At 62.9% G+C, this 24,774-nt stretch carries 12 protein-coding genes and 2 pseudogenes; 9 read left to right on the forward strand and 5 right to left on the reverse strand.

Annotation, left to right across the window (positions count from 1 at the left end):
* Positions 1–58 precede the first annotated feature (58 nt).
* On the forward strand, positions 59–580 hold the full coding sequence (locus tag ACIO52_RS25675) for a hypothetical protein (protein ID WP_402647386.1): 522 nt from the start codon (positions 59–61) through the stop codon (positions 578–580).
* Positions 581–753: 173 nt separating this feature from the next.
* Positions 754–1,895 (forward strand): IS3 family transposase gene (locus ACIO52_RS25680; protein ID WP_402647389.1). Its coding sequence is split into 2 segments (ribosomal slippage): positions 754–1,069 and positions 1,069–1,895, totalling 1,143 coding nucleotides; the frame shifts between segments, so codons are not numbered across the junction.
* 94 nt (positions 1,896–1,989) lie between these two features.
* On the opposite strand, the pseudogene ACIO52_RS25685 reads toward ACIO52_RS25680, so the two are convergent.
* Positions 1,990–3,211: pseudogene (locus tag ACIO52_RS25685) on the reverse strand (IS3 family transposase).
* Positions 3,212–3,470: 259 nt separating this feature from the next.
* Here ACIO52_RS25685 and ACIO52_RS25690 point away from each other — a divergent pair.
* The 7 genes and pseudogenes from ACIO52_RS25690 (at position 3,471) to ACIO52_RS25720 (ending at position 20,033) form a co-directional block, all read left to right on the forward strand.
* Positions 3,471–5,612 (forward strand): restriction endonuclease subunit M, encoded by a 2,142-nt coding sequence (locus ACIO52_RS25690; RefSeq protein WP_402647392.1) that lies wholly within the window; start codon positions 3,471–3,473, stop codon positions 5,610–5,612.
* Positions 5,609–7,024: a hypothetical protein gene (locus tag ACIO52_RS25695; protein ID WP_402647395.1), complete on the forward strand. Its 1,416-nt coding sequence runs from the start codon at positions 5,609–5,611 to the stop codon at positions 7,022–7,024. Before ACIO52_RS25690 ends, ACIO52_RS25695 begins: the two co-directional genes overlap by 4 nt.
* A complete protein-coding gene (locus ACIO52_RS25700) occupies positions 7,024–11,289 on the forward strand; it encodes a protein kinase (protein ID WP_402647398.1) in 4,266 nt (1,421 codons plus the stop codon). Before ACIO52_RS25695 ends, ACIO52_RS25700 begins: the two co-directional genes overlap by 1 nt.
* The gene (locus tag ACIO52_RS25705) at positions 11,280–12,917 is read left to right on the forward strand and encodes a hypothetical protein (protein ID WP_402647401.1); all 1,638 of its coding nucleotides are present in this window, start codon (positions 11,280–11,282) and stop codon (positions 12,915–12,917) included. The genes ACIO52_RS25700 and ACIO52_RS25705 overlap by 10 nt, the downstream gene beginning before the upstream one ends.
* On the forward strand, positions 12,914–18,331 hold the full coding sequence (locus tag ACIO52_RS25710; protein WP_402647404.1) for an ATP-binding protein: 5,418 nt from the start codon (positions 12,914–12,916) through the stop codon (positions 18,329–18,331). The genes ACIO52_RS25705 and ACIO52_RS25710 overlap by 4 nt, the downstream gene beginning before the upstream one ends.
* 39 nt (positions 18,332–18,370) lie before the next feature.
* The gene (locus ACIO52_RS25715) at positions 18,371–18,661 is read left to right on the forward strand and encodes a hypothetical protein (protein ID WP_402647407.1); all 291 of its coding nucleotides are present in this window, start codon (positions 18,371–18,373) and stop codon (positions 18,659–18,661) included.
* A 224-nt stretch (positions 18,662–18,885) separates the two neighbouring features.
* A pseudogene (locus tag ACIO52_RS25720) lies at positions 18,886–20,033 on the forward strand (IS3 family transposase).
* Between the two features lie 293 nt (positions 20,034–20,326).
* Here ACIO52_RS25720 and ACIO52_RS25725 read toward each other — a convergent pair.
* The 4 genes from ACIO52_RS25725 to ACIO52_RS25740 all read right to left on the reverse strand — a co-directional run bounded on the left by ACIO52_RS25725 (position 20,327) and on the right by ACIO52_RS25740 (position 24,707).
* Positions 20,327–22,330, reverse strand: coding sequence for a UvrD-helicase domain-containing protein (locus tag ACIO52_RS25725; protein ID WP_402647409.1), 2,004 nt, complete (start codon positions 22,328–22,330; stop codon positions 20,327–20,329).
* Between the two features lie 202 nt (positions 22,331–22,532).
* Positions 22,533–22,961, reverse strand: a complete 429-nt coding sequence (locus tag ACIO52_RS25730; protein WP_402647412.1) for a hypothetical protein — start codon at positions 22,959–22,961, stop codon at positions 22,533–22,535.
* Entirely contained in the window at positions 22,958–23,608 is a 651-nt protein-coding gene (locus ACIO52_RS25735) for a hypothetical protein (RefSeq protein ID WP_218716446.1), read from the reverse strand. The genes ACIO52_RS25730 and ACIO52_RS25735 overlap by 4 nt, the downstream gene beginning before the upstream one ends.
* Positions 23,592–24,707 (reverse strand): type VII secretion target, encoded by a 1,116-nt coding sequence (locus ACIO52_RS25740; protein WP_402647414.1) that lies wholly within the window; start codon positions 24,705–24,707, stop codon positions 23,592–23,594. The genes ACIO52_RS25735 and ACIO52_RS25740 overlap by 17 nt, the downstream gene beginning before the upstream one ends.
* Positions 24,708–24,774 lie beyond the last annotated feature (67 nt).

A 24,774-nucleotide genomic window follows, 5' to 3' on the forward strand; every position in this document is an offset into this window, starting at 1 on the left:
CGGCCATATACGCGAGGACGCCGGAGATTCGGGACGCTATCCGGTAGAGACTCTCGACGTGAGCTGGGTGACGTCGTTGCTGGAGAAGGAGATTGGCGCGCTGCCGAAGCTCTCGGGCCTCGACAGCGAGCTCACGTGGCCCCTCCGCCTCGTACCGGTCGACGATGTCGTCGAGTGCGAGACGGAATCCATCTACGAGCTCGCCGTCCCCACGAAGTCCGGAGAGATCTTGAAGCTGACCAACTATCGCATCTGGCTGGTCGAAGCGCGTTATGCCCGTAGTCGTCGTCGCGCACCGAGCTTCGATACAAGCGCTGTCGAACCTGCTGCGTTGTTCCGCGTCGAGACGCTGAAGGAGCGTATCCATCGCCGCTGCGTGCTGATTGGTGAGAGTGATTGTCGCGCCGCGCTTCTCCCACTTGCGGACGACGGCTTCTGTGAAGCCGAGACGATCGGCGAGCTCGGCCTGAGTCAGCCGAAGCGCGGCGGTCCGAATCGCACGAACCTCGATGCCAGTCCAAGCTCCTACCGTCACGATGCCCCCGATCGCCCTGGTAAACGCCTACCGATACGAGGGTAGGGCGCACGCTACGCCCTGTCACTCTCTTGAGCGGGGTGCGGCGCACCAGGCAGCGCGACAGTTTGTCACCCATCCTTAGTTCCGAATCGTCGTGGCCCGTCCCCATTGAATGAGACCACTTGGTACTAGAGTCCTGTTGGCCCTGATAAGGGCTGGAAGGGACACTGAGTGACATGGCAGGACGCAAGCGGCATTCCGCGGAGGAGATAGTGCGGAAGCTGCGCCGTGCCGATGAGCTGATCGCGGCGGGCAAGACCGGGGAGGAGGCAGCGGCCGAGCTGGGGGTGTCGGCGGCGACGATGTACAACTGGCGCCGTCAGTACGGCGGTATCGACACCGATGCAGCGAAGGAGCTCAAGGAGCTGCGCGAGCAGAACGCGCGGCTCAAGCGGCTTCTGGCCGATGCCGAGCTGGAGAAGGACGCGCTGCGGGAGATCGCCAAGGAAATTCTGAGCCCGGTGGCCAAGCGCCGCACCGTGGACATGCTTAACAGGTCAAGAGCATGCCGGAACGGTTGGCGTGCAAAGTCGTTGGGCTTCATCGATCGACATACCGGCGGCTGCCGACTGCGCAGACTCCGTCCGATCCCGATGCCGGTTTGCGGGCCTGGCTGCGGTCCTATGCCACCAAACACCAAGGTCACGGGTTCCGGCGTGCGTGGGCGGCGTTGCGGTTCGACGAGGGCAGTGAGGTGAACAAGAAGAAGGTGCACCGGCTCTGGCGTGAGGAGGGCTTGCAGGTACGCACGCATTCCCCGCGTAAGCGGGCCGGATGTTCCTCGGCGCCCGCGGTCGACGCTGATGCTTCGAAGGTGGTGTGGGCGTTGGAATTTCAGTTCGACTCTACCGTCGACTGCCGGGCGGTGAAGATCGCGTCGATGATCGATGAACACACCCGCGAATCACTGCTGCACCTGGTCGAGCGGTCGATCACCGCTGACAAGCTCGTCGCCGAACTTGAGAGTGTGTTCGCCGCCCGCGGTGGACGGCCGAAGGTGCTACGGATGGACAATGGGCCGGAGATGATTTCCCATTCGCTGCAACAGGTTTGCGCTGATCGTGTGGGAATCATATACATTCCTCCCGGAACACCGTGGAACAACGGGTTCATCGAATCGTTCAACCGGCGGTTGCGAGCCGAGTGCCTCAACCGCAACCACTGGACGAGCCTGCTCGAAGCCCGGGTCGTGATCGGCGACTTCAAGACCGAACACAACCATCGGCATCGGCATTCGGCGCTGGGCTACCTCACCCCGGTCGAGTACGCTGCCCGCTGCGGCCACACCCACCATCCAGTGGCCTGCGACATCAACTGAGACTGGATCGAAAGCAACCCGGACTCAAAGACCGGGTGGTCCCGTCAACGGGGACCGGTCACTTTGACCCCGGAGACTAGACACGGGTTTGTGATTACGCGGCGTAAGCCATGCTATCGGGGGCATGGGCGATTTCGTAGTCGACGGGGCTGAGGTAGCCGCAGTAGGAATGCCTTCGCCGAGAGTTGTAGCGGGTGATCCACCGGAACACCGCCAACCGCGCCGCTCGCGGTGATTCCCACCGGCCCGCGCCTTGCAACGTCTCGCGTTTCGGGGTCGCGTTGTACGATTCCGCGAAAGCATTGTCCGCGCTCGTGCCTACCGCGCCTGTCGATTGAGTGACACCAAGCGTCGCGCACAGATCGGCGAAAGCCTTTGCGGTGTACTAACTTCCATGATCATCGTGAATGATCGCTCCAGCGAGACCGCCGCGGGTCGCGGCTGCGGCATTGAGCGCGTTTTCGACCAGTTCGGTGCGCAGGTGATCAGCGATCGACCAGCCGACCAGCGGCGGGAGAAGCAGTCGATCACCGTGGCCAAGCACAAGAACTCGCCGTCTTCGCAGGGCCGGTAGGTGATGTCACCCACGTATTTCGTGTTCGGTGCTGACGCGGTGAAATCCCGGCGGGCCCAGGTCTTGGGCTGGGATGTCGGCAGGGTCGGGCACGGTAGTTCGGTGCCGGCGTCGTAGCCGCAAACCCTCGATGTTGTTCTCGCGCATGATCCGTGCGACGCGTTTGTGGTTGACCCGCGCTCCGGCGGGTGCACCCGTGGTTGAGCTCGGCGGTGATCCGAGGCCGTCCGCAGGTGTTGTCGGCGTCGTGGAGCGCCCTGATCTGGGTGGCGAGGTCGGCATCGGCAATGGCGCGGGCTGCGCGTATGTCGGCGGCACTGATCCAGGCGTAGTACCACGAACGGGCGACCTCGATGACCTGGCATAACCGCTTCACCTCGAAGGTGTGTGAGTGGTCGGCGACGAACTGGAGGCGGGTCACCAGCGCGTCTCCCCGGCGAAATATTTGGCCGCCGATCGCAGGATGTCACGCTCGGTCTCGAGCTTGGCTTTCTCAACCTTGACCTGGGCGAGCTCTGCCCGCAGGCGGGCGGCTTCTTGCTCGGGAGCCTCCTGTCTGATGGGCTCGGGCACCGGATCGGGGTTGCCGGATCAGGACACTGGCCTTTTGAGCCACGCGGTCAGCGAGCCGTGGGAAAATGCCGAGGTCGGTGGCGATCCCGACCACGGTCGCGTCTGCGGTTTCGCGGTAGAGCGCGGCCGCGTCGCGGCGGAACCCGTCGGTGTAGTGATTGTTGGATATCGGGTGAATCTTCTCGCTTTCCCTGGTCTGAGACCAAGCTCAAGCGTGTCCATCACCCGGGGTCAGCGCCCACACCATGTATCGGAGTTCCTGACGAAGCGAGCTCCCTACCGCCGGGTGGTGGGATACAGACCATGCATATGATGGGCCGTCGGCACGGCGGGCCGGAGACCCGATCTTGTCGGACCTAGTCTATAGGTTACGGGCCGCGGCCGACGTACACACGGCTGTCCTGTCCCTGCTCGATGAGAAGGTGGAAGTGACCGACTCCGCAACCCATGCTGCCCCAGGCACACAGACGGCGCAGACCGAGATCGATTCCGGCCCGCTGGTGCAGCACCTCGACGAGGGCTACCTCATTGACTTCCTCACCAACGAGCCGGTGAAGGACAACGGTAAGGAGCGAGTGCGGCAGCGGATCTTGCGGGTGCTCTTCCACGAATATCAGATCGCCCCGGAGGATATGGCGCGCGACTTTCCGGTCAAGGTCGGCGTGGACGGCAAGACCAGGAACAAGAAGGTCGATATCGCCGTCTTCGCTCCCGGCTGCGGACACACCGAGGCCAACCTGCGTCGCGTGGTCGTGTGCAAGCAGGAACCCAAGCGCGGTAAGAATGTCGTCAAGCTGCGTGATCTGGACCAGATGAAGACCGAGCAGGCCGAACTCGAGGCGCTGCTGGGCGCCGAGAACTTCCCGGAGCGGCGCCACGGCATGTGGACCGACAACCTGGATTTCTTCTTCATCGAGAAGGAGTCAGGGCGCTTCGGGGCTACCTACCATCAGCGGGCCGACTGGCCGCTGGCCGACGGCACCGTCGGTTCCGGGCAGGTCGTCTCCGCGCAGCAGCTGCGTCGCGCCGAGCCGGAGATGCTCAAGGTCACCTTCCGGCGCTGCCACAACTACATCCACGGCAACGAGGGCATGCCGAAGGATGCGGCGTTCTGGCAGTTCCTCTACCTGCTATTCGCGAAAATGTACGACGAGCGCGCCGTCCGTGACGGCAGCCCACGCCGCTTCTACACGAGCATGACGGAGCCGTACGACGAGGCGGGCCGGGCAGCGATCCGGGTTCGGATCCTCGACCTTTTCGCCGATGTCAAACAGCAGTACACCGGGTCCGGGCTGTTCACCGACCGCGACCAGATCACCCTCTCGGATCGAGCGCTGGCCTTCATCGTCAGCGAACTGGCGTCCTATGACCTGGGCCGCACTGATATCGACGCCAAGGGGCTGGCCTACCAGGAGCTGGTCGGCACCAACCTGCGCGGCGATCGCGGGCAGTACTTCACCCCCCGTCGTGCCGTGAAGCTGATGATCGAGATTCTCGACCCGCAGGAAGATGAGACCGTCCTCGACCCCACGTGCGGTACAGGCGGGTTCCTCCACGCGACCCTGACTCATCTGCACCACAAGATGCAGGCGAAGGACGGTACCCAGGGCCTTCCTGATTCGCCCGAGCAGAGTGAGCGCTACCGTGACCGGCTGCGCGCTTACGCCGATCAGCATCTTTTCGGCGCCGACTTCGATCCGTTCTTGGTGCGGGCCACCTCGATGAACATCATGACCTTGGCCGACACCCCGGGCAACGTCTTCCACATGGATTCGCTCGCTTTCCCACGGGGCCATCTGTCTGGTGTCGCGGAAGCGAGTAAACGGATCCCGCTGGCGAAGGGCGCAGCGCCGGGGGCGGTCGATGTGCTGCTGACCAACCCGCCGTTCGGCGCCGATATCCCGGTCAGCGACGAGTCGGTGCTCGGCGACTTCCGCGAAGGCGTGGCGAAGTCGTGGTCACGCGACAAGGAGACCGGCGAACTGCGGGAGAGCGCCAACCTACCTGGGGCTCTTGCACCCGAGCAGCTGTTCGTGCAGCGAGCCATCGAGTGGATCAAACCCGGCGGCCGGCTCGGAATCGTTCTGCCGAACGGCATTCTCTCCAATCCCGGCCCCGCTGACGAGGGCATCCGCCGCTATATCCTGCGGGAGTGCTGGGTGCTGGCGAGCATCGAGCTGCCGGTGGAGACGTTCATCGTCGATGCCAATGTCAATATCCTCACCACGCTGCTTTTTCTCAAGCGCAAGACCGACGAGGAGAAGACCGCCGAAGAACTCGGCGATGTGATTTCCTACCCCGTCTTCATGGCGGTCGCGGAGAAGGTTGGCATCGATCGCCGCGGCAACGAACTCTACAAGCGCGCTCCCAACGGTGATGTCATTATGGAGACCTTCGAGGAGACCGAGTACATCACTATCTCCAGCATCCCCCGCACCCGTGTGGTGAAGCGGAGCCGCCCCGTCGTCAACGACGACCTGCCGCTGATTGCAGACAAGTACAGGGAATTCCGGAGAAACCATCCGATCCCCGGCTTCGATCCGCGTGCGGCCGAGGGAGCGAGGGCATGAAGGTCTCAAGTCTCGATAACCCGGTCAAGGTCGACTGGTTCTTCGAGCAGGGCTGTCGCCTGGACCCAGCCCCGTACTTATCAGGTGCGCTGGAGGCTCGTAAGCGGCTTGAGGCGTTGCCGAACGCCGTGCGGCTTGACAGCATCACGACCGGACATGGCGGGGGGATCTTCAACGGTCCGAAGTTCAGCCGGATCTACCTGAACGATCCGGAGCACAGTGTCCCGTTCCTGGGTAGTACCGATATGCTTGAGGCCGATTTCAGCTACCTGCCACGCTTGAGTCGAGACATTGCTACGAAACTCGCCTATCTCAAGGTTCAGCCGGGGATGTCGCTGATCTCCTGTTCGGGAACCATCGGCCGCATGGGCTATGTCCGGCCCGATATGGCCGGATTCTGGTCCTCGCAGGACGTGATGAAGGTGCAAGCCGATCCGAAAAAGATCCCGTCGGGCTACCTGTACACCTTCCTGCGCAGTCGCTTCGGAATTCCGATGATCGTCTCCTCGGCCTACGGGGCGATCATTCAGCACATCGAGCCCGACCACCTCGCCGACCTGCCGGTGCCTCGCTTCGACGCCGATCTGGAGCAACGCATCCATAGCCTTGTAGAGGAAGCCGCTCACCTTCGTGCCGCTTTCCAGGCTGGCCTGAACACCGCCACCGAAGACTTCTTCCGCAGTGTCGGTCTGCCCGAGCTCATCGACTACCGCTGGCATGAACAGGAGTCCGACAGGGGGTTCGTCGTCAAGGGCGTTTCTTCCTCGACCCTGCGGGCGCTGAATTTCTCGCCGCGCGCAAAGAGTTTGCTCCAGAAACTTAAATCGGTGGAGCATCGCGTGCTAGGAGAAATTTGCGAGAAAGGCGTACTCAGTCGTGGCGTCCGGTTCAAGCGGATCGATGCCGACGAGGAATACGGCGCCTCCTTGATCGGCCAGCGCCAAGCATTTTGGTCACGTCCGGAAGGGCGGCTCATTAGTCGGGGGTCTTTGCCTGCAGAGGTTTTCGCAAAGGACGAGACAGTACTTGTTGCATCTCAGGGGACGCTCGGTGAACGCGAAGTTTACTGTCGCGCCATTCTGGCCACGGGGTCATGGCTTGACTATGCTTACTCGGAGCATTTTCTCCGGATTCAGAGCGGTGACTCTGAGGTTCCGGGCGCCTACCTGTTTGCGTTCCTTCGTTCGGAGCCTGTGTTTCGGCTCTTCCGTTCAATGAGCACCGGTGGTAAGCAGCAGGACATTCATGAAGGTTTGCGAAGCGCCATTCCCGTACCGACTGCCCGGTCTGAGGATCGACACCGCATCGCGGAGGCCGTTCGTCGAGCATTCCGCGACCGTGACCGCGCGGATGTGCTAGAAGATGAAGCGCTGGACTTGTTGACGAAAGCGATTGAGGGGGCGGAGGTCTGATGGCGCGGATCGTCCGGATCGGGGAACCTGCGAACGATGCCGAGCGGCGAGTGATCGCCTACCTGCGCGATCACGGGCCCGACGACTGGACGGTCCTGCACAACTTCGAGGTGTCCGATGCCCGGGGCAACCTGTTCGAGGTCGACATCGCAGTCGTGACCGGGCACAAGGTCTACGTCATTGATGTGAAGGGCACGTTCGGCCGGATCGATGTCCATGGCAGCAGGTGGATGCCCGCCGGCCGTCAGCCGTTCCACACGCCGTTGCCGAAGCTGCGGGAGAACGCCAAACGTGTAAAAGCTCTGCTGGAGAATAGTTTTCCCGAACTGACCCGGGTGTTCGTCGGTGTGGCTGTCGTACTTCCGGTACAGGACGCACGGCTGGTCGACCACAACTCCCCGCAACGAGACGCCGGAGCGACGGTGAATCTCGCACATCTGATCCCGCTGCTCTCCGACACTTCCCGAGTACCGACCGGCGCGTATGCGGTCGATGCTGATATCAGCCGCCATCACAACAAGATCGTGCAAGCGATCGAAGGGGTGGGTAGGGCGCCGTCGGGGCCGCTGCTGTTCGGTAACTGGCAGGTTCTGGAAGCTCTCAGCGAGACTCAGCATGCCCCGGGCGTCGACGTGGTGGCCGAGTACCGTGCGAAGAACGCCAATACTGTTCAGGGCTCCGGTACTGTGCGTCTGGTGGTCCGTCAGGCGGACCTATACGCCGAGACGAGGGAGCGCGAGAAGCAGCAGAAGCAGATCGGTGTCGCCTACGAGGCGCTCGGTAAGCTTCCGGCGCATCCCGCCATAGTCGGTGTGCGCGACTTCTTTCCCGACCTGGAGGACCGCGGCTATGTGACGGTCTACGACGATGTGCCGGGTTCGGCCTTGCGGGTGCATCTGGGCTCGGCTGCCGCCGAGCCGTTGACCTTCGACCGCAAGTTGGCGATCTTGCAGCAGGTACTCGCGGGTCTAGCGCTCATCCAGTCCCGGCGGCTCGTGCACCGTGCCCTCAGTCCTGCCACGATCGTGCTCACCAACGACGGACGTGCCATGATTACCGGCTTCGACTACGCAAAAACGGCTCAGCCACGGTCGCACACCGTGGCGTACGAGGCGCATGCTCACGCCGATAGCACCTACTTGGCTCCCGAGGCGATTGAGGACCTGGCGAAGATGGGTGCGAAGTCCGATATCTACGCCGTCGGCGTGATCGGATTCGAACTCTTCACCGGACATCTGCCGTTCAGGTCGATGACCGGTCAGGTTCGGGCACGGGGGATTCTGCCCGAGCACGATCTGGTGCAAGCCGATGTGCCGCCGGAACTGCAGCATTGGCTGGCGCTGCTCTGCGCGGCGAATCCGGAAGACCGGCCGGATGCCAAGGAAGCTTTACGCCGGCTGCAGTTGGCGATCGGGGAGGTGCGTCGGCCGAAACGCCGCATCGGAAACAGTGACAGCGGAAGCATTTCCGAGCCGGGACCGAACGCGGGCCGGGCCGCCGACCCGGATCCGCGACGCGATCCGGAATTCTGGCGGCACCTCGAGCGTGACCATCTGCTGGGCACGAAGTATCTGGTGAAGGCCAGGCTGGGTAAGCCAGGGGCGTCCGGTGTCGCCTACCGGGTCTATGACTCGATGCGCAATATCGACCGGGTGGTGAAGCTTATTCTGAGCGACCCGGCCAATCCTCGTGAGCAGGCGCGTCGTGAGTACAAGGTCATGGAGCGGCTGTGCGATGCGAGCCACCCGAATGTGGTCGAGATGGTCGACGTCGACCAGCTGCCGCCACCGGACTCGCACCCGTATCTGGTCTTCGAGTACGTCGAAGGCAAGGATCTCGGCGAGGTAATCCGCAGTGGCACACTGACAGTCTCGGACGTTCTCCGTATCGGCCGCGACGTGGCAGCGGGGCTGGCACACATCCACGCTCGGGATGTGTGGCACTGCGATATCAAACCGGGCAACCTGCTATGGACCGAGGATGGCGTACGGATTCTGGACTTCGGCATCGCCAAGACCCCTGAGTCCACCCAGGGCCACACTTCCAATACTCCCCGCTACACCCCGCCCGACATCGACCAGGTTCCTGCCACGGGTGCCGGCTTCGTCGACCGGGATCTGTATGCGCTCGGGATCACCCTGTACGAGGCGTTGACCGGTGCGTATCCCTGGCAGACGAGTACTCCTCCACCTGGGATGCCGGCCGAAGACCCGCGCATCCGGTTCGCATTGCCGGAGGAGGCGCCAGCGAAACTGATCAAGACGATCCTGCGAGCGATCGCTCCTGAACGCGGTGAACGGTTCGTCAGCGCCGAGGAGTTCCTTGCCGCGCTCGTTGCCGCGGATTTCCCGGCGGTAACGGCTTCTACCGTCATCGAATCGACGGGCACGGCCATTGCCGAAGCGCGGGTGAGTAGCAATGCCGTGGCTGCGATATCAGAGATCGCGGGATCGGAACAGTCGGCGGCGAGGGAGAACCCGTTCGTTGCCCGACTGCAGACCTTCTACAGCCAGAGCAGGCGCAGCAACCGCGGCACCCGGGGTATGGATGCCCATGATTATCAAGTGTATGTGCCGACCGCTCTCGACACTGCTCTCGCGCCGGCGGTGCTGGACGGCACGCATTCGCTGGTGATTGTCACGGGCAACGCCGGGGACGGCAAGACCGCCTTTCTGGAGCGGCTCACCGCGGACGCACGCGCCGAGGGCGCGGTTTTCGCCGCGGAGCGTCCGAACGGTGCGGAGTTCGAGTTGCGGGGCCGTCGTTTCCGGACCAATTACGATGGCAGCCAGGATGAAGAAGGCACGGTCAGTGACGAAGTCCTCACTGATTTCTTCGCCCCCTTCCAGGGTGCCGACGACATCGGCGCCTTGGCCGGTGAGACGCGGCTGATCGCGGTCAACGAGGGCCGCCTGATCGACTTCTTGTCTCATCACAGTCGGCGATTCGGAGCGCTCGCCGCTGCGGTCGAGGAGGGTCTTCGCGGCGAACAAAGACCCGGGGCGGTTGCCGTGATCAACCTCAACCTTCGCGATGTCACCGTCCGGCCCGGGAAAGGTTCCGGTGACGATGACGATACAGATTCCATCCTGGAGCAGATGCTGACACAGATCAGCAGTCCGGACTTCTGGGAAGCATGTTCCGGATGCGCGCTCATCGACTCCTGCTATGCGCGGCGCAATGCGATGACCGTCGCCAACCCGGTGATCGGTGCGCAGGTTCGCGGTCGCCTACGCCGGATCTACGAGATCGCCCAGTTGCGGGGGCGGCTGCACATCACTCTTCGGGACCTGCGTTCGGCGCTTGCCTACACGATCACCTCGGGACGTGACTGCAGCGAAATCCACGAGTTCTATCGGAGGTCGGACGCAGCTGAGGTTCTGGGGGCACACTACTTCAACGCATACCGTGGTGGTGCCGCCGAGATCGAGCGGGACCGGCTGCTGCTGCAGTTGCGGGAGGTCGACGTTGCCGCAGTTCCCCAGCCCGTTATGGATCGGAGGTTGGCCGCCGAAGGGTTGATGGAGCACCAGCTGATTACTCCGGGTGATCGCCGCACCCCCGACCGTGCCCTCCTCGCCGAGGTCTACGCTCAGCTCGACGGGGACACTGCCAACACGATCGGGACAACCGATTACGTGGCCATGGCCCGGCGTTTGATGTACTTCGAAATGCGTGATCCCGATGCGGCGACGAAGATGCTGCCGTATGCCTCGGTCCGCAGCTTCTTGGAACATCTCGACGAGACCCCGCCGCTGGTCGAGGACATGTTGCGAGCGTTGAACCGCAGTGAGGGCGTGGTCTCGCCCGAAGTCGCCGATGGCGGATTGGTGATCCGGGTCCGTGAGGTCATCGGTGGCACGGTGCGCAGCTTCCGTCGTTTCCCCAAGGACGGTTTCGTAGTGGGAAGAGTAGGCACCTACACACATCAGTACCTGGAGACCAGGCCGAGCGCGCTACGGCTGACCTATACGGACCCCAACCGTGCGGGGGCCGTGCCAGCGGAATTACGCATCGGATTGGACCTTTTCGAACTGCTCAAGCGATTCCGGCGCGGTTACCGTGCGAGTGTCGATGACAATCAGGGCTACGCCCTAGCCCTGACCGTGTTCAAGAACCAACTCGCAGCTGTGCCCTATCAGGAGGTGTTGCTCACCGTCGATGGTGCGTTGATGCATACAGTGCGTCGAACCGACGACGGAATCCTGCACCTGGCCTCGCAGAGTGCGGCGGTACCGGAGACCGAGGAGTCGGAATGGCGCTAGACAGTAAGGATCGAGCCTTCCGGTGCGACGCGATCAGCCGGATCGACTACAAGAGTCTCGCCATGGACCGAGTTCTCACGGCCTTCCTCGCCAGACTGTGGCACAACGGGGTACCCAGCCGGATGAGCCGGGCTGTCGATCTCACAGTCGACGACTATCTCTCGCTTCTGGTGGATCCGGCCGCGCCGTTCGAAGGGTTCGCCGATAACGAGGACATCAGCCGTCGGTGGGTCGGTACGCACCTGCTCGACTTGGTGAGCCGCGGCCGGGTTACTGAGGCGGTTGCCGGGCCTCGGCCCCTGCACGGCTTCGCGTATCGCCTGCGCAACAGTCGCCACTCCCGCCCTTACGGTGCGGATGAACACCTCTACGAGATGTTGGCGGTCAAGCCGCTGGCCGTCCAGGCGCTCAAGGATTTCTTCTTCTCCGACATCGGGGCCGACGGGACAGTGATTCCCGGTCCTGATATCGATGTCGAGTCGCAGGCGCTGCTGAGCATGGTGTCGATGACCGAGAGGAAAGCCCAGGACCGGCCCGATGGTTCGACGCGCAAACCACTGGTGCCCTTTTGTAAGCAGCCCGCCGAGTTCATGGCCGATGATGTGCTCCGTCTGCTGCTCCACCGCGACTACATGCCGCGCACCGTGCTGGTCGAACATCTCAAGATTCTGCTCTCCTTCCATCTCGCGCTCTACCACCTGCGAATGATCAAATTGGTTCCGGCGGCCGTGCGCGGCGGCGTTGTGGACGCGTCCTGCACCCGTGGCCACCGACCGGGGGAGAGTTGTCCGTATGCGGTGCATCTTTTCGTCGATATGGTCGGGGTCGACAACGGTGCGCCCGCCCCATATGCCGCCAAGAGTGCCGGGATCTGGTACGGCCGCCTGCCGCAGTTCGTTCGGGGTACCTTCGCTGTCCAAAAGCTGATCGATTTCGCCGGAGACCTGGTCAAACACGGGAAGCTGCCCAAGACGGGGGGCCGAGGCGATCTCTCGGCGGCCGACGTGATCGCGCTCTTGGCCGATAAGCACAAGAAGGACCGCGAGGCGTTCTTCGACATGCGGGTACGCCGCATCCTTGACGACGAAGAGGAACCGCTGGCACCGGAGTTGCAGACCATTGTGGATCTCGGCCTGAACCGGTTCGAGACCTATCTGGAGCTGATCATGCACTATCGCAGTGCTTTCCAGCGAAAGTATCTGGTCGAGTGCCTGGACTCGCTCCTGATGAAGAATCGTCCCGGCCAGATGGTCGCCCAGCCGAAAGCCGGTGCGCGGCGGTTCGTGCTCGACTCACGGCTGCTGGAAGTGCTCCTGCAGGTATCGCTCGTGGATCAGGACGAGACAACGGGACGCATGCGTACCCGGCCGCGGCGGGTCGATGAGGTGCTGGAGCTGCTGCGGGTCCGGTACGGGCTGCACATCGACCGTCTCCCTGGCGAGGACGGATTCGCCGGCGCCGATGTGCCCGACCAGGCGGCCTTGCGAGCGAACTCCGCGGCATTCATCGACCGTCTCCGGGAGATCGGCTACTACCGCGACCTGTCCGACGCGTATCTGACCCAGACCATTACGCCGCGCTTCACCATCGGCGCGGACGGAGATAGGGCCGAGAGGAGTCCCCGATGACCGGAGCAACGGTTGGGCTGATCGAACCCACCCCCGCCGATGTGCGCAGCGCGTTGGAGGACGTGCTGGTGCCGCACCTGCTGAGCTTGCTGTCCACCCGGCAAGCGGGCCACTGCATGCGGGTCACCGAACTCGATACCGATCTCGCATCTTGCCTAGTACAACGGCTCCGTACGGCTACGCTCCCGGGGACCACCGTGTGCCTGCTTTCCACCGACGAGCAGGTCCGTACGGACACCACCGGATCGTTGGTCAGCAGTACCAAACTGGTCGAACTGCGCAACCGCCCGGTCGAGGAAACATCCGGTCCCCTTTTGGTTTTCGTGCCACCAGGTCTGCGGGCCAGCGCTGAAGACTCCTTCGGAGTCGCAACGTTCGAAGAGGTCGGCGTCGGCGATGCCTATCGGATGCTGCGCGACGAACTGCTGGCCAAGGTACCGGCCGCCTTGCGTGACGGTATCGAGCAGCTACGCGAGACACTTGCGCAGAAGAACGACAGTCGCGGCGATGACCGGGCCTGGGCCCACTACCTACTGACCATCGCAGCCAATGGCTACGAGTCGGACGCCGCCGGCGCGGCCGTCTACCAATTCGGACTGGTACCGGACCTCGGAATGTTCACCACCGGCGCCGATGTGGCCAGCCGGGTCAGCCAGAACCGAACACATGTCGACGAGCTCAGCCGCATCGAACTCGACGAACGCCAACGCGTTCTCGGCCTCGGAGTGTCCGACTCCGCCTTCATCGCGAAACTCGCCGGATTCGCCGGGCGGATCGGACTCGAAGACCGCAACACCTGGACCCGGCGGGTCATCACCGATCGAGAGAACAGGGAACTCACCTTCGACAAGTGGCCCGCTCCCCGCAGCCGCGAAACCGCCATCGGCATCGACATACACACCCTGGAGTTGCCCAGGGCCGGCGATCACGCCGAACACCTCGCGCGGTATCCCGCGCTGAAATCCTTGGCAGGCCAGCCATATTTGATTGCCGGCGCCAACGGTACGAAGAACCTCACCGCCAAGTTCACGGTCGACACCCCACTGACTCCGACCGACGGGCTGTTGAAGCTCCGCGCCGAGATCGTGTCCGAGGACGGCGGCCCCACCGGGCGCGCGGTCTCAGTCACTGCCGGCGCGAAGCCGAAGAGCGACTACAAAGCGACTGTGCGGAACCTGCATAAGGCCGAACTCGACGAGGGTTGGCACGTGCTGGCGGTCTCTCCGATCGCCGACACCGACCGACCCGTGGTGGTCAAGTCGGGAACCGGTCGCAGTGCGGCATTCTTCGTCGTTCGGGCCGACGAAGACGAGGAACCGCCGGAAAACAAGGCAGCCCGCTACGAAAGTGTGTTGCACGCAGTGGAACACATCGCCTTCGACCGATGCGTCGAAGGTAAGTCCGCGCGTGACCTGTTACCGGGAGAGACCGCCTGGTCGACACCTGCGAAAGGCGGCCTCCATGTTTCTGCCAGTGCGCGCCTTGAAGGCGCCGGCAATATCGAAGTGCGTCTTTCGGAGCGGTTGACCGACATCGAGCGCAAGACCCTGCTGGCACCGGCGGAAATCGGGTTGTGGCAGGTACCGATCAACCAGGATGGTTCGCTGCCCGAGCCGCGACGTGACGGGGTCGAGTGGGTAGCCGGGCTCGGGCCGGAAGCCGAGCGGGCCTTCGGCGTGCTGCTCTCGACCCGCGGCAGACTCTTCGCCGATATTCTCGGTACTGTCGATGACGACCACCCCGGCGAGGTTGTCGAAACCGCCGACCTGGCCACCTTGCGCACACAGATCACGGAGTACGCGGCAGTCTTCCAACAGACGCTGAACGCACAAGCGGCGTATGCACACACCACCGGTTCCACCAAGAACGCCGTGGCGCTGCGTGCGCTGGCTGGGCTGCAACAACTCGATGCGCTGGCCGTGACATACATCGACGGGTTGGGAGCACTGCATCGGCTACTCCTGGTCGGCCCGACCCATCCCCTGCGGTTGTTGTGGCTCGCGGAGTGGGCTGCCCTCGGCGCACAGTGGCGGTCCGATCTGAACCGTCGCCCGACAGCAGCCGCGGCGAACGCGCGGTCCTCGTTTTTCGAGCGGCTGGACCCACTCGGATTCCCGTTCGCGGTACCGCGCCAAGATGGCCGACTGTTGGCTACGGTCGGCAACTTGACGCCGTTCTGGGCGGCGTACGCTCCCAGTGGAGTCGAGGACTCCCATGGACTCGTCGGCAAGATCGCCGATGTGCTCGGCATTCCGGCCGCCGCACGGGGAGCCGGTGCCGACCAGACCAGCAAGATTCTGGCGGAGCGGGTCGAGCGATACGTACGCCAGCACCCTTACGTGCGAACGCTTGTCATCAATATCGTCAACCCGGGCGATGCCGCCCTGATCGTCGAAATCCTGCTCGACCTGCAACGACGCGCCGACACCAAGCACCTCAACTACGACCTGCGCCTGTGCACCGAACAGACGGAGATGCCCGGCGTCGGCGACGAACTAGCCGAGATCACCCGCTCGGACAACCGATTCAACAGCGCCGAGGCCGAAGCCTTCGGGGCACGTCAGGCCCACGGCGTGCCCAAGCTGGCCTATTCGGTGCGTTCACTGACGGAGTTCGAGAATCATCCCGAACAATTCGAGGCACACCTGACGATCCTCATCGACGCCTTCACCGGAGAAGAGCACGATACGACGCGCCTGAACCACATTGCGCAAGCACCGGTACACGGGCTCCTCCAGCAGGCGACCACTGTGTTCCACGTCGATGACGAGGGAGCAGGAGTGACCTGGCGAAAGACGCCGTTGTTCGCTTCGTCTGTCCGCAGGACCGAACACGCGGGCGAACTCCTGACCGGGCTACCCCATGACCTGGCGGTGTCAGCCGCCGCCGTCGCAACGAAAGTGTTCGACCGGGTACCCACGACGACGCTGACCCTGGACGCGGTGCAGCGGTCGCTGCTGCACCAGGCGCACGACACCAGCGACTGGGTCATCGTCGTCGACCGGACCCTCGGCCTGGAGTATTTCGATCGCGCCGATGATCGCGGATCCAATGACTACGTCATCGACTACGTGGCGGGCCGAACCGGACTCGGCCGACAGGTGCTGGTGAGCTCGCGCAAGGTCGACGAACTCCGTAGCCTGCTCGCCCCGGTAGTCGGTGACCACGGGATCACTGTCGACGACCGGCATCTGCAGACGTTCTTCGAACAGCTGCGGTTGCTGTCGGGGACCCTGGCCTTCAAATTGGCCTCCGCAGTACGCAATCAGCGTTCCGAAGTGCTCGGGCTCGCGTTGGCGCGCATCTACCTGGAAGGCCAACGGGTGCTGGGCGACCAGATCGTTGTCCCGCTGGACGCACATCACGAGCTGTATGCCGAGACCCGCCGCGCAGCGTCCGCGGCGCGCTCGTTGCGGCGAACCGACCTTGCCTTGTTCAGCTTCGATGCACGCAGCCGCACGATCACCTGCCGGCTCGTCGAGGTCAAGGCCTATTCGACCATCCCGGACCCCGTCGCGTACGAGCGATTGCAGAGCCAGATCGCCGAACAAATCGCCACCTCCGAAAAAGTGCTCCGAGAACAATTCGACCCCGGTCTCACCGATCCCGACCGAGTAGACCGGACCGTGAAAAACCTGGAACTGGCCGCCCTGCTTCGGTTCTACCTGGAGCGGGCCGAGCGCTATCGCATGATCGATCGCTCGGTCTCCGATCACGCCCGGCACCTGCTGGAAACACTCGACGACGGGTTCACCCTGAGGTTCGAGCGTGCGGGGCTCATCTTCGAGCTGTCCGGTCGCAGCAGCGATCCAGAAGAGATCGGTGGCATCGAATTCCATCACATCGGCCGCGACGAAATCGATGAACTGCTCAGGTCTGTGCCCACCGAGCCGAAACGACCTGGCGATGCGACCGAACCCCACTCGATCACCATCCCGGAGCTGACCCGAACACGCCGTAGCGGCGCAGCCTTCCGCGCACCAACTGTCGATCCCCTCGCGGATGACGAACCAGAATCGGCACCGTCTTCCCAGCTGGTCGCGCCCGCCGCGGAACCGTCGGCGCAACCTGGGTATCCAGATACCGGACCGGCAGTATTCAATGTGAAAGAGCCTGAGCCAGAGCCAGAGCCAGAGCCAGAAGTGGCCAAAACTGGCGACGTCGATTCGTCGGATGTGGACAGCGCCGACGTGCCCATTGCGGCGGATCCAGTACCCACACCCGACATCTTCGTCGGTGTAGTAAGCAACACGCCGCAATGGGCGTTGCTGGGCGACGTGCCCGGCGGCCGAAAGACCGCCCTGGATCTGAACGAAACACACACGATCAGCCTGTTCGGCGTCCAAGGAGGCGGCAAGAGTTACACTCTCGGCTCCGTCATCGAAGGTGCGACTCTGCCCGCGCCGGGAATCAATCACCTTCCACACCCGCTTGCGACAATCGTCTTCCACTACAGCAGCACTCAGGACTACGCGCCCGAATTCACCTCGATGATTTCCGCCAACGATCACGACGGTCAGATTGCTAGGTTGCGGGAGCGTTACGGTGCCGAACCGGCAGCGCTGGATGATGTCCTGCTGTTGACACCCGGGGATCAACTCGAGGCGCGTCGGCGCGAATTCCCCGGCATCGATGTCCAGCCGCTACTTTTCGGTTCGGGCGAATTGCAGATCAACCACTGGAAGTTCCTGCTCGGCGCGGTCGGTAACCAGTCGATGTACCTCCGACAGCTCACTCAGATATTCCGAGCCAACCGTTCTGATCTGACTCTCGGCACGATCCGAACCGCGGTCGACTCATCGGCCATGGCCGACAACATGAAAGAGCTTGTCCGGCAGCGCCTCGACCTTGCCGAGCCCTATATCGACGACTCCGTACGTATCTCCGATTACGTGCGGCCGGGACGGCTCATCATCGTAGATCTCCGCGATGAACTCATCGAGAAGGACGAGAGCCTGGGACTTTTCGTCGTCCTCATGCAACTTTTCGCTCAGGCCACCGATGGCGGTGGACACTTCAACAAGCTCGTCGTATTCGATGAAGCTCACAAGTACATCGGCAGCCCGGAACTCGTCGGTGTACTCGTCGAGTCCGTCCGCGAGATGCGTCACAAAGGGATGAGCATCCTTGTGGCCAGCCAAGATCCACTATCGGTCCCCACGTCCCTGATCGAGCTCTCCGATGTCGTCATCATGCACAAGATGACTTCACCCGCCTGGCTGAAGCACATCCAGAAGGCCAACGCTTCCCTTGATACCCTTCGGCCGGAACAGCTTTCCCGCTTGCAGCCGGGAGAAGCATACCTGTGGGCAGGAAAATCGACCGAACGGTCGCTGATTCACGGGGCAGTCCGCGTCAGTCTTCGTCCCCGGGTGACTCGGCATGGTGGTGCTACGAGGACGGCGCAGGGATGAGCGCGACTGAGGGCCAAGTGGCAATGTGGCCACAGCGTCGTGGCAGAAGGCAATGATGAAGATCGCTCGTCGAACGCGTCTTTTCTGGGAACTCTGGAAGGGACGAAATCTCACATGCGGTTCTCTGAGCACTACGGAATCCAGCGAACAGATCAAGACGATTGGTTCGATCCGCATCTCACGATCGATACCAAACTCTTCATCGACCCGCTCCTCATGCTCGAAGCCGATGGTGAGTGGGCTGAGGCTCAAGGCGAGCTGAGCGATCACTTCGTGTATTGCGCCAACGTGGTCTTCCCGGTTCCGGGCGGGCTGTACATGATCACCTGACCCTTTCGGGTCAATGCGTCTTGGGTGCGGCTGATCTCGGCGGGCAGTTCGACAGGCGAACTGGCGTCGTGCGCGGTATTCCGGAGGACACGATGGTTGAGCAGCTGCGCGAACAGCTTCTCGGAGACCTTGGCGAACGTCGTGGGCCGCTCACAATGAATGAGACCACTCGGTATTGGAGTCCTGTTTGGCCTGGTGAAGGCCGAGGAGGGACACTGAAGACCATGGCAGGACGCAAGCGGCACTCCGCGGAAGAGATGGTGCGGCAGCTGCGCCGTGCCGACGAGCTGATCGCCGCCGGCAAGACCGGCGAGGAAGCCGCGGCTGAGCTGAAGGTATCGGCGGCCACTTTGTACAACTGGCGCCGTCAGTACGGCGGTGTGGACACCGACGCGGCCAAGGAGCTCAAGGAGCTGCGCGAGCAGAACGCCCGTCTCAAGTGGCTGCTCGCCGACGCTGAGCTGGAGAAGGACGCGCTGCGGGAGATCGCCAAGGGAAGATTCTGAGCCCGGCGACCAACGCCGCGCCGTGGACATGCTTCGTGAGGTGAAGAGCATGCCGGAATGGTTGGCGTGCAGGGTCGTTGGGCTGAATCGGTCGACCTACCGGCGTCTGCCGGTCAAGGACACCCCGACCGATCCGGACGCCGGTTTGCGGGCGTGGCTGCGCTCGTATGCGGTCAAACATCAGGACCACGGATTCCGCCGCGCCTGGGCGGCCCTGCGGTTCGATCAGGGCGCCGGCGTCAACATCAAGAAGGTCCACACCGGCTCTGGCGTGAGGAGAGGCTGCAGGTCCGCCAACACCATCATCCCCGCAAACGGGCCGGGGTTTCCTCGGCGCCGACGGTCGATGCCGATCCCCGAGGGTGGTCTGGGCGTTGGACTTCCAGTTCGATTCCACCATCGACGGGCGAGCGGTGAAGATCGCGTCGATGATCGACGAACACACCCGCGAATCGCTGCTGCACGTGGTGGAACGCTCGATCACCGCTGATCGGCTCGTCGCCGAACTGGAGAAGGTGTTCGCGGCGGCAGGCGGGCCACCGAAGGTACTGCGGATGGACAACGGGCCAGAGTTCATTTCCGTTGCACTGCAAAGGTTCTGCACCGACAAGGTCGGTCTCGTCTACATCCCGCCCGGCACGCCCTGGAACAACGGGTTCGTCGAATCGTTCAACCGTAGGTTGCGGACCGAGTGTTTGAACCGCAACCACTGGACCAGCTTGCTCGAGGCCCGGGTGGTGATCGGCGATTTCAAGGCCGACCACCACCGGTGGCATCGGCACTCGGCGCTGGGCTACCTGACGCCGGCCGAGTACGCTGCGGCCTGCACCTGCATCCACCACCCGGTGGCCTGCGGGACCAACTGAACACCGAACGAAATCGCCTGACTCTATTCCCGGGTGGTCTCGTCATCGGGGACTGCTCAATCCCGTCGGCAGTTCCTCCGAATCCGCCAAGCGATTGAGTCAAGCCGTCAGGGCACGGAGCGGGCAGACGCCAGTACCTGAACGGCAGCAAGATGAGCCCTGCGACGGCCGTCAGCAGTGCATTCGGTTCCCGTGCACGCCGTGTTACGGGGCGGGCGTCGCTTCCCCAAACGCAGTCATCGAGAGATAGTCCGTCGCGAACTCGGGCGCTCGTCGAAGCTCGTTGCTGACCTTCAGTCGGTCAGTGTGCACACCCAGAGGTAGTCCCGGGCTCGGCTGGCGGCCACCAGGTGCTGGCGGGAGCGGAGAGCGTCGGCGTCGCGCCCACCGGGGTGGGTTGTGGGTGGATTCGCCAGGAGGAGGAACACGGCGGTGAAGTCCATGCCCTTGGCACGGTGGACGGTGCCGACCTTGATGTCGGTCGGTTGCGTGCCGTCGTAGTGCTCCAGTGGCATGGCGCGCAGGCCCGCCCTGCGCAGGACGGTGAGGTAGCGCTCGATGTCGCTTCTGGTGGAGACGATGACGGCGATGTCGGCATCGGGTTTCAGGTTCGCGTCGCGAATGGCCTGGGGGAGCACGGTGAGTGATTCGCGGTGGGTGAGTCGGGTTTCGACGACGTGGCCGTCGGGGAGAGTGGCGTTGCTTTCGCGGATGACGACGCCTGCGCCGCCGTTGAGGTCGTCGACGGAGCCGGCGGTTTCGATGCGCTGGACATAGGACAGGACTGCGGCGCGGTTGCGATAGTTGGTGCGCAGGATCCGGCCGCGGCCGCCGGGGACCGGGATGCCTGCCTCGGCTAGGGTGCAGCTGCCCACATACACACGTTGCTGGCTGTCGCCTACCAGGAGCAGCTGGGAATCCTCACGGGCACCGGCGATTTCGTAGACGAGCTGGAGCTGGCGGAGAGTGAAGTCCTGGACTTCGTCGACAACGACCAGGCCGAATCGTTCGTCGCCGATGAGGGGACGGGCACGCAATTCCTCGACGGCGAGAGCGATGAGGTCGTTGAAGTCGTGTGCGCCGCGCGCCGCGAGACCTTCCTCGTAGGGGGCGAACCAGTTTTCCCAGACTGTATTTCGCGTCGAAGGCAGCAGGCTGATGCCCTCGCGACCGGTTCGCTGTACCGCCAGATAGCTCGCGGAGTCGCGCAACCCGCGACCCTTGATGATGCGGTCGATTTCGTCGTGCCAGTAGCCGAAGTCGGTGCCTTTGACGCCGGTGAGGGTGTCGCGAACACGGCGCCACGCATCCGCGAGGGAGGCATTGACAGCCGCCTCGTCGAGGTTGAACGGCACGTCCCGGTCTTTGAGGAATCGGAGGGTCCAGGCGTGGAGGCCGGTGAAGAGCGCGCGGTCGGCCGCTCGCGGAGCCAGGTGGGCGAAGCCGCGTTCGTGAAAGGTGGGAAGGGTTTTCACGAACGTGGTGAACATCAGGCGTCCCGGGTTGCGTTTGGCCCAGTGCGCCATGCGGTGCAGGGCGACCACGGACTTGCCGGTGCCGGCTGGTCCGCTGATTCGTGCGGGACCATTGAAGTTCGCGTGTACCAAGGAGAGCTGAGCTGGGTCGAGGAATGTCATCCAGTCGCTGAACGGACGGGACAGGGCGGCGACACGTTCTGTCTCGTTGAGGTCGGTATCGGTGAAAAGCTCAGCTGGAGAGTCGAATTCGTCGATCAGATCGAGTCGAAGGTGCGTGTACTTGTCGATGCCGGAAGCTGCGAGTTGGGCGGCGCGGGCAGGCTTGTATCGCCGGTCGCCTCCGGTCAAGGTGGCGACGAAGCCAGGTTCGTCGACGATGTGAACGCGACCGTCGGATTCGGGGCGGACCCGGCCGGGGAGTACCACGACGATCTCGGCCATGTGCGGGACGAAACGGAAGTCGTCGAGGGCCAGGCGCGCGAGCGGTTCTTCGGCGTGCTTGCGCAATTCACCGAAGTGGGAAGGGTTCGGCATGGTCGCGGCGAACACGACGGCGAACACCCCGGTGGAGCCGATCGCGAAAGCTGTGGGCCTACCTGGGTGGAACGCCGTGGTACGGACCAATAGCTGCCAGCCGTCGCTGGCGAGAATGCCCGTGAGCACGCGACGTTCCGACGAGCTCAAGTGGGTCTGGACGGCGAGCGCCTGCTCAGCGGCGCGCAGGCGCCGCTCACGTCGGATATTGGCCATGGTTCCCCCAACCTGGTCGATGTCGCCGCACTTGGTGCCAGGCGCCGCTAATCCATTGCTGGACAACATAGTTGAAGATCTGCGCCGTCGCATTGGTTCCTTCGACACCAGCGCCTACTCGGGATCAGGGACGTGGGCAGTGGTGTGACGTGCGACAGGCATGCAATGGCGGGGCAGCGGTTCAACGTTCACACCGGCTGCCAGGGCTTCGCATACGATTGATGCCGCGTCGAGGCAGTGTCAGCCAATGCGGGCATCGCTTGACGCGGTGCTAGCAAAGGGCGTGGATGAAGACGATCTCGGATGTGTCCTTGCTCGTATAGGCGACCCACCTGGTCAGGGCGGTTTGCCCTTCGTCGGCGCGAAAGGTATGTTCCGATTCCAACAGCGGGAGGTTCTTCGTATCCCGCCAGTGGTACTTCCAATCTTTCGGCACCCCGGCAATGAATTTGGTAAGGCCTGACTTGGTCTTGAACTCATCCATTTCGTTGGCGGGGATTTCTACCACAGCGGTAACTACTTCATCTCCGAAACCTGTCTGCTGCTCGAATTCGACAAGTTTGACGCTGTTTGGGAACACGAGTGAGCCGCAGGTCTCGAGTGATAGGAGGTCTTTGCGCTCGCTCGAGCAGGCTGTCAGTGCAAATATTTGCGCGCCTATCGCGGCGATGAGGAGTGCATAGGTCAGTCTTCGTTTCATAGCCTCTGTGTCCAGGTCTGTATGGTGTCGGATTGTCCGCGTGCTATGAAACTTCGTGCCCACCCGAATTCTTCGAGTTCGCGCATGTGATTGCCAACCGAGTTGGCTTGGTTTCGTTTGACGTTGCCAAATGGAATCCAATTCTTTGTTTCAAAGTTGTAGTAATCCCAGATGTACACCTTATAGCTCAACTCGGCGTATAGACCGTCGTCTCTGGAACGAACGATTGTGTCGCTTCCGACTGACACATCGAAGTGCCCGATCCCGAACTCGACGTCTGGATCCTCGGTGGGTCCGCAGCCCTTCCAGTCAGAGGTGAGCTCTCGAAGGATACCGACCTGTGGGTCCAGTCTCGCCTGTTCGACGATCCCGTCGAGACACAACGCGACGGTGTCCCGGACGTTCGTTGTGTTCACCGCTTTTTGGAAATGTTCGGATTTTATGGTGAAGTCGGAGTTCGGTCCAGGGTTCGACAGGTAGAATTTGAAGAGGTCCGCTGAGAAGGTGTAGCCGGCGCCCTGAAAATATTGTAGAGCGAAGAAAGCGTCGACGGTCTTGTAAGTCCTGGCTTCGATCTTGTCGGCGATTCCAGTGCGTGATCCATACGCGGCCGGATTCTTCTTCGGCGGATCAGGCGGTGGATGCAAGGCTGTTCTCCCACCAAACGTTGTCGCTGTAACCGTATCGCCTAGTTCCCATGTCAGCGATGGCCCAGCCCGGAGCAGTGAAATCGTCGGGCGCAAAGGCCGGAGGGACCCGGCCTGACGTGTACTCCAATGCTTGGGACACTTTTCCGATCGCGTCTCGTATCTGGTCCTGACGAGCACGAGCGGCCGCGATGAGGACGTCCAACTCGGAGGAGATCGTCGAGCGATACGATTCCTGGATCGGCTCCGCCAATGCTTGAGCCCAAACTCCCAACGGGAATGTGAAATCGAGCAGCGTGATCGACTTGGCGAGGCCGCCACTGAGTTCCGTCGCTTGGTTGTGGACGAGTCGTTCTAGAAAGGTGGCGGCGGCCTCGACTATCTGACAGACAGCCTCCATGTCGTCGCTGCGGTTGGTCAGCGTCATCGCAGTCGTGCTCGAGCTCGCCTCGAAGGCCTGCGCGGCGTTGCCGGACCAACTGCTCCGCAGCCAGGTCGTACCGCCGGAAAGGTTCTGGGAGGCGACGTAGTCGTTGATCCCGATCAGCCGGACCAGCTTGCCGGCGGTCTTCAGTGACTCCCAGTCGGCCTCCAATGGCTTCAGGAGATCGGCTGCCGGCTGGACGCCGACAGCGGCCATGATCGCGGCGTCGTAGCACGAGATCGACTCGATGGCGGAGGTCACGGTCTGGCGGACCGAGTACGTGACAGAGTCGGTGTTGGTGAGTGCTGGAAGTTGCAGCGACGGGTATCGCACGCTGTCGCCAGTGCCCAGCTGATCGCCGGAGCGGCTATCTCCTCCGACGCTCGCCAAGGCGTACGCATTGTTCTGGTCTGTTGCTTGATAGGAGGTTGCCGCAGTCGAGAGATTGTCGGCGAGGTCCTGGATAGCGGTTTGATCCGTGCGTTGCGCGGCCTCGACCGCGACGTGGAACCGCTCGAGTGGCGGCGATACCTCGGCGAGAAGACCCGCGACGCCCTCGGGTAGCCGGATCTCGGGCATCAGGCGCGAGGCGTTGGCGGAGAAGTTCGAACCGATGTCCTGCAAGTCCAGCCTGAAGCCGTTGAGCTGAGTCGACTCTACCGATAGTTCAGCCATGGTCCAGGCCTGGACGAGATAGCCGGCGGTGTATATGCGCTATCGCAAATCGCATGTGATGCCCACT

The organism is Nocardia sp. NPDC087230 (assembly GCF_044744725.1).
Classification (GTDB): Bacteria; Actinomycetota; Actinomycetes; order Mycobacteriales; family Mycobacteriaceae; genus Nocardia; species Nocardia canadensis.